At 48.5% G+C, this 17444-nt stretch carries 14 protein-coding genes; 11 read left to right on the top strand and 3 right to left on the bottom strand.

What is annotated here, in order from left to right:
• Positions 1 to 302: 302 nt before the first annotated feature.
• Positions 303 to 1496 carry an acetyl-CoA C-acyltransferase gene (locus tag M4J38_RS04290; RefSeq protein WP_251758296.1) on the bottom strand — a complete coding sequence of 398 codons (1194 nt, stop codon included), beginning with the start codon at positions 1494 to 1496 and terminating at the stop codon, positions 303 to 305.
• Between the two features lie 148 nt (positions 1497 to 1644).
• On the opposite strand from M4J38_RS04290, the gene rlmN reads away from it, so the two are divergent.
• The 6 genes from rlmN to M4J38_RS04260 all read left to right on the top strand — a co-directional run bounded on the left by rlmN (position 1645) and on the right by M4J38_RS04260 (position 8403).
• Positions 1645 to 2682 carry a 23S rRNA (adenine(2503)-C(2))-methyltransferase RlmN gene (gene rlmN / locus M4J38_RS04285; RefSeq protein ID WP_251758295.1) on the top strand — a complete coding sequence of 346 codons (1038 nt, stop codon included), beginning with the start codon at positions 1645 to 1647 and terminating at the stop codon, positions 2680 to 2682.
• A gap of 90 nt (positions 2683 to 2772) precedes the next feature.
• Positions 2773 to 3963, top strand: coding sequence for a pseudouridine synthase (locus tag M4J38_RS04280; RefSeq protein ID WP_251758294.1), 1191 nt, complete (start codon positions 2773 to 2775; stop codon positions 3961 to 3963).
• A complete protein-coding gene (locus M4J38_RS04275; protein ID WP_251758293.1) occupies positions 3960 to 4679 on the top strand; it encodes an RluA family pseudouridine synthase in 720 nt (239 codons plus the stop codon). Before M4J38_RS04280 ends, M4J38_RS04275 begins: the two co-directional genes overlap by 4 nt.
• 445 nt (positions 4680 to 5124) lie before the next feature.
• Positions 5125 to 5916 carry an N-acetylmuramoyl-L-alanine amidase gene (locus M4J38_RS04270; protein ID WP_251758292.1) on the top strand — a complete coding sequence of 264 codons (792 nt, stop codon included), beginning with the start codon at positions 5125 to 5127 and terminating at the stop codon, positions 5914 to 5916.
• A 17-nt stretch (positions 5917 to 5933) separates the two neighbouring features.
• Positions 5934 to 6551, top strand: a complete 618-nt coding sequence (locus tag M4J38_RS04265; RefSeq protein WP_251758291.1) for an NAD(P)H-dependent oxidoreductase — start codon at positions 5934 to 5936, stop codon at positions 6549 to 6551.
• Position 6552: 1 nt separating this feature from the next.
• On the top strand, positions 6553 to 8403 hold the full coding sequence (locus M4J38_RS04260) for a monovalent cation:proton antiporter-2 (CPA2) family protein (RefSeq protein ID WP_251758290.1): 1851 nt from the start codon (positions 6553 to 6555) through the stop codon (positions 8401 to 8403).
• On the opposite strand, the gene M4J38_RS04255 is transcribed toward M4J38_RS04260, so the two are convergent.
• Positions 8351 to 9439, bottom strand: a complete 1089-nt coding sequence (locus tag M4J38_RS04255) for a metallophosphoesterase (protein ID WP_251758289.1) — start codon at positions 9437 to 9439, stop codon at positions 8351 to 8353. The genes M4J38_RS04260 and M4J38_RS04255 overlap by 53 nt on opposite strands.
• Positions 9440 to 9715: 276 nt before the next feature.
• Complete coding sequence (locus M4J38_RS04250; RefSeq protein WP_251758288.1) at positions 9716 to 10864, bottom strand: acyltransferase family protein; 1149 nt, start codon at positions 10862 to 10864, stop codon at positions 9716 to 9718.
• 159 nt (positions 10865 to 11023) lie between these two features.
• On the opposite strand from M4J38_RS04250, the gene M4J38_RS04245 reads away from it, so the two are divergent.
• From M4J38_RS04245 to M4J38_RS04225, 5 genes are all read left to right on the top strand, one after another.
• Positions 11024 to 11533 (top strand): acyltransferase, encoded by a 510-nt coding sequence (locus M4J38_RS04245; RefSeq protein ID WP_251758287.1) that lies wholly within the window; start codon positions 11024 to 11026, stop codon positions 11531 to 11533.
• Positions 11534 to 11558: 25 nt separating this feature from the next.
• Entirely contained in the window at positions 11559 to 12062 is a 504-nt protein-coding gene (locus M4J38_RS04240) for a UpxY family transcription antiterminator (protein WP_251758286.1), read from the top strand.
• 296 nt (positions 12063 to 12358) lie between these two features.
• Positions 12359 to 13159 (top strand): polysaccharide biosynthesis/export family protein, encoded by an 801-nt coding sequence (locus M4J38_RS04235; protein WP_251758285.1) that lies wholly within the window; start codon positions 12359 to 12361, stop codon positions 13157 to 13159.
• Positions 13160 to 13229: 70 nt separating this feature from the next.
• A complete protein-coding gene (locus M4J38_RS04230) occupies positions 13230 to 15545 on the top strand; it encodes a polysaccharide biosynthesis tyrosine autokinase (protein ID WP_251758284.1) in 2316 nt (771 codons plus the stop codon).
• A gap of 32 nt (positions 15546 to 15577) precedes the next feature.
• Positions 15578 to 17443 carry an HTTM domain-containing protein gene (locus M4J38_RS04225; protein ID WP_251758283.1) on the top strand — a complete coding sequence of 622 codons (1866 nt, stop codon included), beginning with the start codon at positions 15578 to 15580 and terminating at the stop codon, positions 17441 to 17443.
• Position 17444 lies beyond the last annotated feature (1 nt).

Below are 17444 nucleotides of genomic sequence, written 5' to 3'. Positions count from 1 at the left end.
GAAGTAGTGGGCAGAGACATATATACGCAGACCTCTACATTACAACAGCCCGTTGTGTTGTTGTGCTGCCGCGGGAAATGAATTGCCTCCATTGAACCCGCTCTCCAAATAACTACAGTGCGCCATTCCTCGGCCTCTCCTTACGTCCTTGCTCCCTTGCGTCGTTGCGCGAAACGAAGCAATTGCGAGAAAATGCCCTTCAACCAGTTGCACTTGAACAGTTCCTTGCGTCTTCGCGAGAAATGAAGCAGTGTGTCCTTGCTAGAAACGAAGCAATTGCATGAAAAACTACTCCGTGAAACCTAACACCCCTCAAACACCACTGCCGCACCCTGCCCCACGCCCACACACATCGTTGCCAGCCCATACCGCGCCCCCTTCCGTTTCATCTCGTGCAATAGTGTAGTGGATATCCTGGCCCCGCTGCAACCCAATGGATGCCCCAAAGCAATGGAGCCGCCGTTCACATTTATAATATCCGTATTCAGGTCCAGTTCATGGATGCAGGCCAGCGCCTGTGCGGCGAATGCCTCATTCAGCTCTATCAGTGAGAGGTCGTTGCGGGAGATGCCTGCGCGCAGCAGGGCTTTTTCCGTGGCGGGAACGGGACCGATGCCCATAATAGATGGATCCACCCCGGCGATGGCCATGCTCACCACCGAAGCGATGGGGGTGAGGTTGAATTTTTTTACGGCTTCTTCGCTGGCGAGCAGCAATGCGGAGGCGCCGTCGTTGATGCCCGCGGAGTTGCCGGCGGTAACGGAACCATCTTTCGCGAAAGCGGGTTTAAGGCCGGAAAGTTTCTCAATCGAGGTGGGGCGCGGGTGTTCGTCCTTCTCCATGATGGTGGGTTCCCTGTTTTCGGTGATTTCCACAGGGATGAGTTCATCGTTCCATTTGCCCGCTTCGTGCGCGGCAGCATATTTGTGCTGACTTCCGGCCGCGAAAACATCTTGTGCCTCCCGGGAGATATTCCATTGGCGGGCAACATTTTCGGCGGTTTCACCCATGCTGTAGGGGGGGTACAAGTCGGCGAGTTTTTTATTGGTGAAGCGCCAGCCGATGGTGCTGTCGTAAATTTCTGTTTTCCGGTTCCAGGCGCCTTCTGACTTTGGCATCACGAAAGGTGCACGGGTCATGCTTTCCACGCCGGCGGCAATGTAAAACATGCCTTCGTTGCAGGAAATGGCGCGGGCGGCATCCATAATGGCCTGTAAACCAGAGGCGCAGAGGCGGTTCACGGTATTGCCGCCGGTGGTAACGGGCAATCCGGCGAGCAGCGCGGCCATACGGGCCACATCGCGGTTGTCTTCCCCGGCCTGGTTGGTGGCCCCGGCAATCACATCTTCTATAAGGGCAGGATCTATACCTGGATTGCGTTTCAGTAAACTTCTGATCATCAGCGCCAGCATATCATCAGGACGAATGGTACTCAGTTTGCCACCATATCTTCCTATGGGGGTTCTAACGGCATCTATTACGTAGGCTCTTTGCATCGTTCAATAATTAAAGCGTAAATCTATGGTTTTGAAAAGGAAGGACCCGCTGAAAATGGACCAGTTCCCTGTTTAAGCGGTTCAACCCGTTAACATGCGCTTTTAAAACTTATCCCACAAAACCTTCCAATTATAGTATTTTTGCACGATGAATGAAAAAAGGAATATCCGGCACCTCAGCAAAGAGGAGATCGGGGCCTGGCTCGCCCAGGAAGGTGAACCCCGCTTCCGTGCCGGACAAGTGTATGAATGGCTGTGGCTGAAACAGGCCCGTAGTTTTGATGATATGTCGAATGTGAGCAAGGCGCTCCGTGCCAAACTCTCAGAAGCGTTCTCCCTTCCGGCCCTCACCGTGGATGCTACCCAGTTTTCTGAAGACGGCACCATCAAAAGCAGGTTCAAAACTTATGATGGACACCTCGTGGAAGGCGTGCTGATCCCTACTGAAAACAGGCAGACCGCCTGCGTTTCCTCCCAAATCGGGTGCAGTCTTACCTGTAAGTTCTGCGCCACCGGCTATATGCCCCGGAAAAGGAACCTGAACTACGACGAGATTTACGATGAAGTGGTGCTCATCAACCGCCAGGCGGAAGAAGCCAACGGTAAAAAACTGAGCAATATCGTTTTTATGGGCATGGGCGAACCCCTCCTGAACTATAAGAACGTGTTGAAGTCGATAGAAATGATCTCTTCTCCCGAAGGACTCGGTATGAGCGCACGACGCATCACCGTTTCCACCGCCGGGGTGGCCAAAATGATCAAACAACTAGGCGACGATGAGGTTCGTTTCAAGTTGGCGCTCTCTCTGCACGCCGCCAACGATAAAAAAAGGAACGAGATCATGCCCATCAACGAAACGAATAACATCGAAGCGCTGGTGGAGGCCCTGAACTATTTCTACCAGAAAACCGGCAACGAGATCACTTTTGAATACATTCTGTTCAAAGATTTCAACGATAGCCTGAAGGATGCGGAAGAACTCACCAAAATTTACAGGCGAGTGCCCGCCGACCTGGTGAACATCATCGAATACAATCCCATCGATATGGCCAGGTTCCGCAAACCCGATGAGGAGGTGACCGAACAGTTCATGAACTACCTGGAAAAAAACAGGGTGAACGTGCGGCTCAGAAGAAGCAGGGGAAAAGATATTGACGCGGCCTGCGGCCAACTGGCGAATAAATAGGATCAATAAGTATAAATTTTGATGTTGGATTTTGAATGAAAGGAATCCGTTCACCATTCAACATGTAGTATTCAAATCCCCCAAGGGTATATGGACTTTAATAAATTCACCTCGAAGAAGGGAAGTGTGATCAAGGAAGAGATCAGGCGCGAAAAGAAAGCGGACCGCAAGGAGCGGGAAACCGCCATCAATAAAAAGCGGCAGGAACAGAAACTGATCAAACGCGCGCAGAAGGCGGATGATCCGCGTGCCCGTAAAAAAGGCGCGGAAACTCCCGTGCAAAAAGAGGTGCCCGGTAAGGGGAAAAAACTGGTGAAAGCCGGTGAAAAAACCGCCGCTTCATCCAGGTTTAAAAAAGAAGAAAAATCGGTCGCACGCGAAAGCACAGCGCCTTATAAAAAAGCACCCGGTAAAGAAAAAACACCGGTGCGGTCCGTGGAAAAAACGGAAGCTCCGGTAAGAACTTCCAGGGAAGATAAATTGGAAACAGGGTCCGGAGGAAAAATGCCCCTGAACAAATACATCGCGCACGGGGGCATCTGCTCACGCCGTGATGCGGCCATCCTGGTGAAAGAAGGAAAAGTAACGGTGAATGGCACGCCCGCCACCGAACCCGGCATGAAAATCAACGATGGCGATGTGGTAAAAGTGAACGGCAAAAAGGTTACGCCCAGCCGCAACTTTGTATATATTCTTCTAAACAAACCCAAAGATTACCTTACCACACTGGATGATCCTCAAGGTAGAAAAACAGTGATTGACCTGGTGAAAAGCGCCACCGATGAACGTGTTTACCCCATCGGCAGGCTCGACAGGAACACTTCCGGCGTATTGCTGCTCACCAACGACGGAGACCTGGCCCAAACACTGGCCCATCCTAAATTCGAAGTGAAAAAAATCTACCATGTAGGTTTGGATAAACCGCTCACAAAAGCTGATTTCGATAAAATCATGGAGGGCCTTCAACTGGAAGACGGTCTGGCGCTGGTAGACTCCCTCGCTTATGCCGATTCAAAGGATAAAACCCAGATCGGTATTGAGATACACAGTGGGAAGAACCGCATCGTACGCCGTATTTTCGAGCACCTAAAATACGATGTGCGCACCCTCGACCGCGTTATGTATGCCGGTTTAACCAAGAAGAACGTACAACGCGGCAAATGGCGGCTGCTTACCGAAAAGGAAGTACGCATCCTGAAATTCTTCAATGCCGCTAAAATGAAAAAGGACCCCACCCGCAACGAAGCGCCCGTCAAAGGCAAAAAGCACCACGGAAAATGAACCTTCAGCAGTTGATCATCCGCGAGAACGACCAGTTCATCGCCCTCAATAAACCCGCAGGCATGCTCTCCATCCCCGACAGGATGCAAACGGCCGTTTCCCTCAAAGACCTGCTCCTCAAAAAATACGGGCAGATATTCACCGTGCACCGCCTCGACCGCGATACCAGCGGCGTGATTGTTTTCGCGAAAAATGAAGCCAGCCACAAACACCTTTCGGCTCAATTCGAAGAAAGAAACACGGTAAAAATCTACAACGGTCTCGTGCATGGCAATCCCATTCATGATGAACAGCTGATAGACTCACCCATCGCCGAACACCCCGCCGCCAACGGCACCATGGTGGTGTATAAAAAAGGAAAGCCTTCCCAGACCCTGTACAAAACACTGGAGCGTTTCGGGGCTTTTTCCTGGATGTCGTTCCGTATTTTCACGGGGCGTACCCACCAGATCCGGGTGCACATGAAGCACGCCGGTCACCCCATAGTTTGTGATGAATTGTATGGAAACGGCCAGCCTTTCCTGCTTTCTTCCATCAAAAAGAAATTCAAACTCTCCCAGAACGAACTGGAAGAACGGCCCATCGTTGCACGACTCGCATTGCACGCTTCGCGACTAGAATTCACCGATATGAACGGAGATGTTGTAGTGCTGGAGGCTGAACCGCCGAAGGATTTGCGGGCGGCTTTGCAGCAGTTGCGGAAGTGGGGGAAGTGAGTTTTCACGCGATTAATTTGTACCTCGCAAACGCAAGGGAGCAAGGACGCAAGGCCTTGTATGTGTTTGGAAATTTCTGTTGAGGCGATGTGTTTTATTTCTCGCAACGGCGTTACGACGCAACGAGCTGTTCATTTGCGGAATGGATGCGTTGTAGTGCGAAAATTTCTTAGCTGGATTTTAGTTATTGAGTACTTTTTTAAGCTCAAAAAAATGTTGCTACTCTTAAGGAGCCTATAAATTAAACCTTTGGCGTTGCGCTTTTGTGTTGCACGAACCAATTGCGAGAAAAAATCTCTCCTACTGAAACCTGCCCCAATCTAATTAAGGCCTTGCGTCCTTGCTCCCTTGCGTCTTTGCGTGACCGGAAAAAGAAACAATCGCGTGACCTGAAGAACGAAGCAGCCGCGTGCCCCTAAAAAATCGTACGTTTGAAAAAAAACACGTGAGATTCCTTCTGCCATTTTTCTTCGTTCTCCTTGCTTGCAGCAATCCCTACCGTTCCACCAACAAAGCATACAAAAAACAAGCGAAGCAATTCGCGAAAACACTACGTGCGCAGCCACCGAACTGGCAAAGTGATTCCATCCTGCAACCGCAATACTGGGCGGGAACCGTGAACTTCAACCTGCGTAAGCCCAACTACATTGTCATACACCATACCGCTCAAAACAGTTGCGCGCAAACACTGCGCACTTTCCAGCTCACAAGAACCCAGGTGAGCGCACATTATGTGGTTTGTAAAGATGGTACGGTGCACCACATGCTGAACGATTACCTCCGGGCATGGCACGCCGGCTCCGGAAGCTGGGGCGGCAATACCGATGTGAACTCCGGCTCCATTGGTATAGAACTGGACAACAACGGGTTTGAACCCTTCCCCGATACACAGTTGAATAGCCTGATGGCCTTACTGAAACGACTCAAATCATCCTACAATATTCCCGATCAGAACTTCATCGCCCATGCCGATCTCGCACCCCGGCGCAAGAACGATCCCAACATTCATTTCCCCTGGAAACTGTTCGCGGAAAACGGTTTAGGCAGGTGGTATACGGATACCACCGGTGTAGTGGTGCCCGAAACATTTTCCCACTGGCAGGCACTCCGGCTCATAGGGTACAGCATTGCCGATTCCACCGCTGCCATGCTCGCGTTCAAAAGACATTATATGCAGGATTCCTCCGCTGTTACGGATGAAGCCACCCGCAAGATTTTGTATGTGATGAGCAGGTAACCGTTTATATTTACGGCATGAACGCCCCCCAAAAGATACTGGTACTGCTGGCGCATCCCGTGCTGGAAAGATCGCGCATCCACAGTCGGCTCATCAATCATGTGCAACACCTGGAAGGCCTTACCGTCCATGATCTCTATGAGAAATATCCCGATTTTAATGTAGATGTGAAGGCCGAACAGAAACTGCTGCTGGACCACGATATCATTATTTGGCAACATCCGTTCTACTGGTACAGTGCGCCGCCATTGCTGAAGCAATGGCTGGACCTGGTGCTTACACATGGCTGGGCTTATGGAAAAGGGGGTGATATGCTGAAAGGGAAAGCGGTGATGAATGCTATTTCCTGCGGCGGTTCCGAAAACGCTTACCGCGAAGAAGGCAGGAACAGGTTCACGGTACGCGAACTGCTTGCTCCTTTCGATCAAACCGCCTACCTGTGCGGTATGAAGTACCTTCCACCTTTTGTTATCCACGATACCTACAAATTACAGCAGGCGGATATGGATATGTACGCCATACAATATGAACAGGTACTTACGGCCCTGCTGTGGAACCGTGCGCAGGAAGCGGAATATGCCGCGCTGAAAACGTTGAATGAACTTTGTCCCATCCCTAAAAACCTACAGCAATAACATGGACCAGCAATCATTTTTGTTCCAGGCGCTTATTTTTTTGGCTGCCGCAGTGTGCATGGTGCCGTTGGCCAAAAAACTGGGACTGGGTTCCGTACTGGGCTACCTGCTGGCCGGTGTGCTGATCGGCCCGTTTGTACTGGGGTTTACGGGAATGCCGGGACAGGACATTATGCACTTCGCCGAGTTCGGGGTGGTGATGATGCTCTTCCTGATCGGACTGGAACTGGATCCGGCCGTATTGTGGCAGATGCGGCGCAGCATCGCGGGCATGGGCGGCTTACAGGTGGTGCTGAGCGCGGCCTGCATCGGTGGACTGGCAATACTTTCCGGGATGCAATGGCAGGGCGCACTGGCGCTGGGCATGACGCTTTCTCTTTCTTCCACGGCCATCGTATTACAAACCCTGCAGGAAAAAGGCCTCATGCGAACCGGGGCCGGAAAAAGCGGGTTCTCGGTGTTGTTGTTCCAGGACATCGCGGTGATCCCCATGCTGGCGTTTTTCCCCTTGCTGGCTACCTTGCCCAAATCTTCCGGCGGACACGATGAACATACCATCACCCACGGGCTTTCCGCCTGGATGCACAGCGTCGTGGTGTTGTTATCGGTGGCCGCCATCATCGTATCGGGAAAATACCTGATCCGGCCCATGTTCAAAATCGTGGCCCGGGCCCGGGTACGGGAATTGTTCACCGCTTCCGCGTTGCTTATTGTGGTAGGCATAGCAGTATTGATGACCCAGGTAGGATTGAGTCCGGCACTCGGTACTTTCCTCGCCGGCGTGGTGCTGGCCAACAGTGAATACAGGCACGAACTGGAGAGTGATATCGAACCTTTTAAAGGATTGCTGCTCGGCCTGTTCTTTATGGCCGTGGGCGCTTCCATTAACTTCAATATTATCCTGGAGCAACCACTGCTGATCGCCGGACTGGTAGTTGGCGCAATGCTGGTGAAAGCATTGGTATTAGGCACCATTGGTAAGCTGTTCAGGCTGGGGACCGATCAGAACCTGGTGTTCGCGATCGGGTTGAGCCAGGTGGGTGAATTCGCATTTGTACTGCTCTCTTTCTCTGTACAGGAAGGTGTGCTGTCAAGAGAAATTACGGACATACTTACCGTGGTGGTGGCGCTAAGCATGGCCATCACACCGTTGCTATGGTTGCTGAATGAAAGGCTCTTGCTGCCGCGCGTGGGAACCCGTGCCGAAGAAGAACGTTCCGAAGAAGCTTTCGAAGAGAAGAATGCCGTGATCATCGCCGGTTTCGGGCATTTCGGAAACACGATCGGCCGTTTTCTCCGGGCCAACGGCGTGCACGCCACCTACCTGGATGTGGATTCCGACCGCGTGGACCTGCTCCGCAGAATGGGCTTCAAAGTGTATTACGGCGATGCTTCCCGCCAGGATTTACTCAAGGCCGCCGGTGCTGAAGAAGCAAAGCTGTTGATTATTGCCATTGATTCCGCAGAGAAAAGGCTGGAAATGATTGAGACCGTAAAAAAACATTTTCCCCACCTCCGCATGCTGGTGCGCTCCCGCAACCGCGACGATGCTTATGACCTCATGAATGCAGGTATGCTGCACGTGTACCGGGAAACCATCGACACCGCTTTGCGTGTGGGCAGCGACGCGCTTTCCATGCTGGGCTACCGAAAATATACCGCCCACCGGGCCGCGCAGATGTTCTTCCGTTACGATGAACGCGCTATGAAGGAACTGGCCGCCATTAAAGACCCGGATGAATACCTCGATACCATCAGGAGTAATATTGAAGAACTGGAACAACTGATCCGCAAAGACTTTATGGATGCGAAGCTGGATGCAGATACCGGCTGGACGCGGGAAGAAGAATAGCCCTTTCTTCCAGCGGCTCCCTTTTCCCCTTGGTCCATTTCACCAGCCGGATCATGCCATCGCTCAGTTCGATGCCGGTAATATCGCCATCATTATAACAACAGCAGCCCGTATTAAAATATACCGGGAGTATTTTCGTGTAGTCTATGCCGGTAGTTCCTTCTTCCTTTGTGCGTTTTCTTATTTCCGCCAGTACCTTTTCTTCTTCGGCATGATCTCCTTTTGAACGGGCTTCACTCAGCAGGTGGTATAACCTCTCGAGCCTGGTGAGGGAGTCAAATACGGGTTGGTGCGTGTGGCCGGTTATCAGCAGTACATTCTTTTGTTGCGCGGCCCATTCATACATCAGTTGGTTGTGGGCGGTTTTCATGGCCGTATCGTAGGCGGGTGTGTTGGGATTGATCTTCAGCCAGCTTTGCAACGGCGCCCATATTTTGGAAACGAACCAGGCGCTGAATGGGTTTCCGTCGCTGGCGCCATCGCCCTGGTGGCCGTGTGCCATAAAGATGGAAGTGCTCCATTCCGGGTGCGCCGGTTCCAGCAATACCGCTTCATATACCGGCACTTTTTCGCCGTACCATTTTTTGATTTCCCAGGGCGCGAGCGGATCGTTCTTCCAATATATATCGTGGTTGCCCACTACTTTCACAAAAGCCTGGCGCTGAAGGAATTTTTTCTCCGCCTCAATGCTTTTGGGATTTTGTTTTTTTACTGCGGAAACAAGGGGATTCTCCCAGAATTCTTCGCTGTCGCCGAGACTGATCAGGCCATAATTTTCCGTATTGTAGTGGCCCAGTGCGGTAAGGTAATTCTGCTCCGCTTTCCGAAAATCATCTGCGCCGTTCCCCGCCCCTTTGTGCTGATCGGAAAAGATGATCCATTTGTGCTGAAAAGGATCATAGGGAATGCGGATACCCTTTTGGGGTTGTGCTTTCCCAAGATCATTCAGGAGTTCGGAAAGTGCGGAGCATATCCGTGCCTTATCGGGCCGGGAAGCGAATTTATGAGAGAGGTAGAGGATGAGTTTTTTCAGCATAAACGTTTTTTAACTTGGCTGCGCTCCCGTGTTTTTCTTTTCTTTCTGCTGTGTTTTTCCGGCGTTCGCTGGGTGTTAATACCGTTGATGCGGTTGTAAAGGGTGAAACCCGCACTGGATAATGGGTTCGCGCGATTTCCGCTTTCGCGGAACAGGGTACCCGGTGCCACCGACGTTGTTTTCCCCGGGCGTTCACCGTTGAATTACCCGCAGTTCATCCGTTATTTTACGGTATAGTATACACGCTTTTCTGAATGTAAGGCTTATCACCCACCCTTACACCCTGATATAAATTTTTCGCTTATCCAGTACATAAACAATGAGCCAGTAAAATACGATCAGCACCAACGCGTACAGCAGCGAGCCGTTTCTCGGATCATCAGAAATTGGCGCGCAGACGTTTTCGTAGAACCAGTTAAACGGGCTCTGGTATTTTGGTGTTCCGTCTTCCTTCATCCCGTTGGGGATACGGATCAGCCCGAGTGCCCGGGGTAAAAACCCACTCAGCACGAAAATGAACAGGGGGTTCTTTCCGAATACATCGAAGAAGCGCGTGATGCCACCTTTAGCGCCGCGGAACTCAATCAGGTAGATCATGGCGGAGAGCGTGAGCATGGCCAGTCCCGAGGTATACAATACGTAAGAACTGGTCCAGATTTTTTTGTTGATGGGGAACATGGTATCCCAGATCCAGCCCGTTACCAGCAACAGGAATCCTGAAAGCAGGAGGGTGGAAAGCATACTGAATTCCTTCCCTTTGTTCAGAATTGTATATCCGGTAAGGTAACCGAACACCACCTGGGTAATGGCGGGCAGGGTGCTGGCCAGTCCTTCCGGGTCGAAAGACACGCCTTCTCCTTTATACAGATGCGAGGAGGGAAGCAGTGCACGGTCGAGGTGGGTACCGAAGAATCCTTCTAACGAATAAGGATCACCGGGCGTACCGAACTGCACGCACAGGTACCAATACACCAGTAAGATGATGCCGCTGGCCACGAATGCTTTTTTGGGACCGAGATAAAACACAAGTACAGAAGCGAAAAAGTAGCACAGGGCGATACGTTGCAGCACGCCGAATATGCGCAGGTTCTCCAGTGGTTTCAGCGTTAGCGCCCCTTGCTGCCACGCCACGAATGGCGACCAGTTGAGGAGCAGTCCGATCCCGAAGATGAGCAGGGTCCTTTTGATGACTTTTCTCCAGAAAACGGCTGGTCCGGCTTCCTGCAGTTTGGGCATTACAAACGCCATGGCGTTGCCCACGGCGAAAAGGAAAAACGGGAAAACCAGGTCGGTGGGCGTGCACCCGTGCCAGGAGGCGTGCTGCAGGGGCGGGTAAATATGCGACCAGCTACCGGGGTTGTTCACCAGGATCATGAGGGCCACCGTGGCGCCCCGGAACACGTCGAGGGAGTAGTATCTTTTCAAGTGGTTGGTTTTGCAGGAGGAAGTTAGGGAGATTTTGGATTTTGGATGTTGAATTTTAGATTGTTGGATGTTGAATTTTAGATTGAGCCGGTGGCAGATTACGGTTTTCCCTGATTTTTAAGCGGGGAAAATCCTAATTTGAGCGCCTATCTATTGAATATGCAGGAACCAGTTTCATCCCCTTATTATATACATCCGAGCGCCATTGTGGATGAAGGCGCGCAAATCGGGGCCGGTACCCGTATCTGGCACTTCTCCCATGTTATGCCCGGCGCTTCTATCGGAGAACGTTGTATTCTGGGCCAGAATGTGTACATCGACGCGAGCGTACAGATCGGGAGCGGCGTGAAAATTCAGAACAATGTTTCGGTTTACAAAGGTGTTTCCGTGGCCGACGATGTGTTCCTCGGCCCTTCGGTCGTGTTCACCAATGTAATGAACCCCCGTGCGTTTATTGAGCGGAAGCAGGAGATGCGCCCCACGGTGATCGAAAAAGGGGCCAGCGTTGGCGCCAACGCCACCATTATCTGTGGCATCACCATCGGGGAATACGCGATGATCGGCGCCGGCGCCGTGGTAACGAGGGATGTTCCGCCCTTCGCCCTTATGACCGGCGTGCCCGCGAAAAGGGCCGGAACCGTTGACAAAGAAGGAAACATCACAGGGTAATATCCCTATATTTGCAGCTAGCACGATGAACTTATCCAGGAACTGGTACGCCGTTTACACCAAGCCCCGATGGGAAAAGAAGGTGAATCAACTTTTCCGTCAGAACGGATTTGAAACCTATTGTCCCCTTTCCAAATACCGCCGCAAATGGAGCGATCGCGTCAAGATCGTGGAAGAACCACTTTTTAAAAGTTATGTCTTTGTCCGCCTTGCGGAAAACGAGCATGCCCGGGTGCGCACCATTGATGGGGTGGTGAACTTCGTGTACTGGTGCGGCAAGCCCGCCATTGTTAAAGATGAAGAAATTGTGATCATCCGTAAGTTCCTGAACGAGCACCAGGGCGCCGAGATTGTGCAGGTGCAGTTGAAGGAAGGGGTGAAAGCAGTGGTGCAGCAGGGCATCTTCATGAACGAGGAAGGACTGGTGGTGAAGGTGCGCCACAAAACCGTGGAACTCCGGCTGGAAAGGCTGGGCGTGGCGCTGATCGCCACTTTGGACCGGAATAACGTGCTACCGATGGCGAAATAGCGCGCTTGATATCCCTCAAAACATTTCATTCCGGTGATTTCCAAATACTTCTAATACAATCAATCCGTTATATTTGCGCAAAGTAGCGGGCCTTAACATCTCATTAACGGATATTATTTTTTATCAATATATATAATTGATTAATATTTCTTTGATAGAGAAAAATGGGTCCGGTATTTGCTTACTGGGTCGCAAACTTAGCATGTGACTGAGGTGGCGAAGCTGTGTTTTGAATGTTTTGCATTGAATTGTTGCGCTATCTATTTTTAAGCGTTTGAAATAATTGCACATTATATATGAATATCAGAATTATTGTTGCGGCTTTCGGCACAATGTTGTTGTTGGTCTCATGTGGAGTAAGTAAAAAGGCGCATCAGGAGCGCCTTTATCTGCAAGGGATAGATTCTACTCTTGCAAAAGACGTTGCATTTCCTGAACCGCTTATCCAAAAAGGAGATTTGCTTACGATCATGGTGTATAGTGATAACAAGGATGCTTCTGATATTTATAATCAGCAACAGACCGGGGGCAGCGCAAATGCTAATATGAATGCGGGAAATACTTCTAATTTGCCGGCTACCGGCAGGGGGTATCAGGTGGACAGGAATGGCATGATCTATTTTCACGGCTTAGGCGATATCAAGGTAGAGGGGAAGACTAAACAAGAGGTTGCTGAAATGTTGAAACATTCCCTGGATACCTTATTAAGGAATCCATATGCTGTTGTAAGATTTACCAATAAAAAAATTACAGTGGTGGGCGAGGTTGCCAGTCCTGGGATGATCAATTTGCCCGACCAGCAGGTGTCTATTCTTGATGCGATAGGTTTGTCAGGAGATCTTACCGTTTTTGGGAGAAGGGATAATATTCTTGTTGTAAGAGAAGAAAACGGCGTTCGTACAACTGGCCGGATTGATCTGCGCAGTCCGGATATTTACAAGTCGCCTTATTTTTTCTTAAAGCAGAACGACCTTGTATATGTAGAGCCCAATAGAAGAAAGTCTGCCGGAAATGACCAGATATTTGTCAGGAATGTAAGTATTGCGGCAAGTCTGCTATCCGTTGTAACTGTTGCGATCACATTGCTAACACGCTAATAATTTTATTTAGTTCATGAGTAGTAATATCATAGATAAGAGTCTTGTTAATACCAGACAAACAACTCCTATGGAGTTTTTCCTTCGATACAGAAGGTACCTGCCCTGGATATTGGTTTCCTTGCTGCTGGCTTTTCTAGCATCTTTTCTCTACCTCAGGTATACCCCCAAAAGGTATTCTGCGAAAGGGATGATGATTATAAGGAATGATAATTCAAAAGGGGGAGGTGAAGACAAGTTTGAGAGTCTTATAACCGGATTCGATGGCGGGGTGAACCTTAATAATGAGATTTTGGTGTTAAAATCCGTTTCTCTTGTTAAAGATGTGGTGAAGCGCCTTGGTCTTGAGGTGAATTATTCAGCCGTGGGGGATATTAAATCCACTTTGCTTTACAGGGAGAAACCGATTGCGATTGAAATGCTTAGCCCACTGGAAACCACGGGATTTCAGTTTCAGGTAACTGTTTTGACTGCGAAGGAATTTCAACTTAATAAAGGAAAAACCACCTATTTGTTCGGGCAACCGTTCAAAAATGAAAAAGGAATTTTCCGAATTAATTTTGATTCGTCATGGCTTGCTTCCAGTCAAAACACACGGGAATTCATTATTTCAGGCGCTCCTTTAAATGATGCGGCGGAAAGATATATCTCTTCCCTTTCTGTAGTCAGGTCCAATGAGCGTGCGGACATAGTTGAAGTGTCATTTGTGTCAACTGACAATCTGCTTTCTTCGGATTTTGTCAATATGGTGATGAAAGTATACGCGGAAAGATCAATTGAGGATAAAAACCGGATTGCGTCGAACACCATAAGTTTTATTGAAGACCGCCTTGATTCGATACAAACGGAACTTTCAGGCGTAGAAGGCGATTTACAGGTTTTTCAGGAAAACAGCCAGGCGGTGGGGCTTGATGTTCAAACCAGCCAATACTATTCAAATATTACGGAAATTGATAGTCGTATTAACGAACTGCTGGTAAAGAAAAAAATACTTGCCTGGTTAAAAGACTATGTAGCGAATAAGAAAAATCAGACCGATCCGGTTCCGGTGAATCTTGGCCTGGAAGAGCCTACTATTCTTAGTCTGATTGCCGCGTATAATCAACTTCAGTTGGAAAGGACGGCATTGCTGAATACGGTTCCTGAAAAAAATCCCGTTATAAAAGATGTTGATTCGAGGTTGGAGAAATTGAGAGGGGACATTCTGGAAGGGTTAAAAAGTATCAACAACAGCTATGATATAAGTCTTAATCTGCTACAGCAGAATATGAGCAAACTTCAGGGGAATGCCAGGAGTGTACCCGGCAAAGCAAGAAAGTTATTGAATATTGAAAGGCAACAGAAGATAAAAGAAGAACTTTATTTGCTGCTGCTCTCCAAAAGAGAAGAGGTGGCTATTGGCGCAGCCGGCGTTTTACCAACTTCTGATGTACTCGAAGAGGCTACAGCAAGGCCAAGGGTAGTGGAACCCATTGCTTTGTCTGTTTATTTGCGTTTCCTTCTCGTAGGACTTGTGTTGCCGCTATTGATTATCGCAATAAGGGAAATGCTGAATGATAAGGTAACCACTAGGAACGATGTTAGTAGTAATACATCAACACCCGTGATAGGTGAAGTAGGAAGATCTTCAGAGCAACAGACCTTGATCGTTACGCGGAACAACAGGAGTTATATTTCAGAACAGTTCCGTTCCATCCGGACAAATATGTCGTATGTGCTGGGACAGGTGGATCATTCCGTTATCCTCATCACCTCGTCCATGAGTGGGGAAGGAAAATCATTTATCAGTACCAATGTGGGAGCAGCGTTTGCATTGAGCGGGAAAAAAACTTTGGTATTGGAGTTCGATATCCGGAAACCTAAGGTGGCCGTAAACCTTGGCATCCAAACAAAAAGAGGGTTGAGTTCATACCTTATTACAGAAGAAAATCTGGCATCGTTAATTGTGCCGGTAAAAGAAGTGGATGGGTTGTTTATTCTTCCCTGTGGCATAATTCCTCCGAATCCCGCTGAAATGTTGCTGATGCCTAAAATGCAGGAGTTGTTCAAGTGGGTGAAAAATGAGTTTGATGTGGTGTTGATTGATTCCGCGCCGGTTGGAATGGTGAGTGATGCAATAACCCTTGCACAGTATGCGGATGCGACCTTATACATCGTTCGGCAGAAATATACTTTTAAACGGATGACAGAACTGATTGAAGGGCTGTATTCAGGCAAAAAGCTTCCCAAAATGTCTGTTGTCGTGAATGACGTTAAGGCTGAAGGCGGCTACGGTTACGGCTATGGGTATGGCTATGGTTACGGCTACGGGTATGGAAAGTCATCCGGCTATTTTGATGAAGAGAAGCAACAACGGAAGTTGCGCTGGTCTTTGAGAAGAAAGTAAGTATTAATACACAGCTGAATATATTTTAATTTATGGAGCGGTATTTTTCTTTCATCCGGCGCCTTATCAATAAAAAAACAGGTGGAGAAGGACTCGGCGTATTCAGGATTGTGTATTCAATGGTTTTTCTCTGCGAAGTAGCACAACTCTTTAATTTTCGCCACCTTATTTTCGATAAAGTGCCTTTTATTGAGCCATCAGACATGGATACAACACCAGCTATGATCTGCTGGATGATTGCGATAGTATTCCTGATGTTTGGCTGCTTCACCAGGCAGGCCGCTCTTTTGAATTATTTGTTTTCCATAGTTTTTATAGCGACTTTAAAAACGTATGAGTATCATATGTTTTATCTCTATATGGGGATTAACGCTTTGCTGATCTTTGTTAATACTTCTTCCTGTTATTCGATTGACGTATTAAGAACCCGACTAAAAACTTCCTGGTCGCCAGCTTTTCCACCCAACAACTCCAGGGTTTCAGTCCTCAATTACCATGCACTCGTTTTGATTGGGATCGCATTCGTTTATTTTGATTCCGTGTTCTTTAAATTTGATTCTTCTCTTTGGAGGAATGGCTTAGGTCTTTGGCTTCCCGCATCCGTGCCTCAGGTCGCTTTTTTGGATTATCAATGGCTGCTGGATCAAAAGGCAGTCGTTATTTTTCTTGGATATCTTACCCTTTTCTTCGAAGTCGTTTTTCTCTTCCTGTTTGGATTTAGAAAGTTCTGGCCATATCTTTTTGTGATTGGGATCTGTCTGCATCTGGGCATTTTATTGGTATTCCCTATTCCATGGTTTGCATTAGGCGTTATCGCCTTTTATCTCTTGCTTATTCCGGCTTCATTCTGGAGAAGATTGTTTGCTCGTTTAAAGGCTGATACTCCGAAATTTTCACTCACTTTCAAGGAACAAAATACTTTTTTGCGCAAATGCGCGATTACTTTGTCCTTTTTCGATGTATTTGATGTTTTTAAATTGAATGTGGCGCAAAATGGCGCATCGCAGGAAGTCGATGACGGGGACGGGGGCAAGAGCAACCCTGTTTTTATCCTGTCAACGGTTTCGAATGGTCATACGTTGTCCGGATTCAAGGCATTCAGAAAAGCTTGTCTTTTTGTACCCGGCTTGTTCTTGCCGGGCCTCCTATTATTTCTACCTGGAGTAGCTCATGTTGCCGGTTCGATTTTCTGTAAACTTGGTCAATCTTCCAATCCGCCCGCTGGCAGCAACTTCTCCCGTAAGGAGGTTGTCCCAGCAGATCAAATAGCTGTTGCTGATGTTGCAATATGGAAGACTTATCTGGTAGGATCAGCATTCCTTGTGCTTACAATGCTTCAGGTAATATCCACGTACAGGTCTCCTCTTATTACAAGGGTCGTGAAGAGCGCAGGAATAGAAAATACTTTTGTTGGCAAATTATTAAAGAATATAAGTTGGGAAAGTCAGAAATTTTCGAAAACATATTTCGGTATTACTGGTCATTCCGTTTTTCTGGATAGCCATTTTGAAGGGTACAATCATATTATTGCACTTGAATTTATCGGAGAAAACGGAGAACGGAAATGGCTCCCCATTATCGAAAAAGACGGCAGACCAGGATGTCTACTTTCAGGACCAACATGGGCCAAATGGTCTTTTAGGATCAACGGCCCTTCCGTAAATGAAGACAATCTGTTGAGTGGATTCCGGGATTTTACGGCTTATTGGCTGATTAAAAATGACATGCCGGTTGATGGCGCAAAATTTATTGTATGGGTAAAAAAAATACGTACCCCGCAATCGTGGGAAAAGGGCTTTCTTAAATCGCAAAGAAACCAGCAATGGATAGAGGCTGGAACTGGATTTTGGGAGAAGCAGAAGTTTATTTTAAAAGTAAAAGATGTAGAAAGCATATAGT

Origin of the sequence: Parasegetibacter sp. NRK P23 (genome assembly GCF_023721715.1) — a bacterium.
Lineage (GTDB): Bacteria > Bacteroidota > Bacteroidia > Chitinophagales > Chitinophagaceae > Parasegetibacter.
This window is presented reverse-complemented; position numbering and strand designations above follow the sequence as displayed.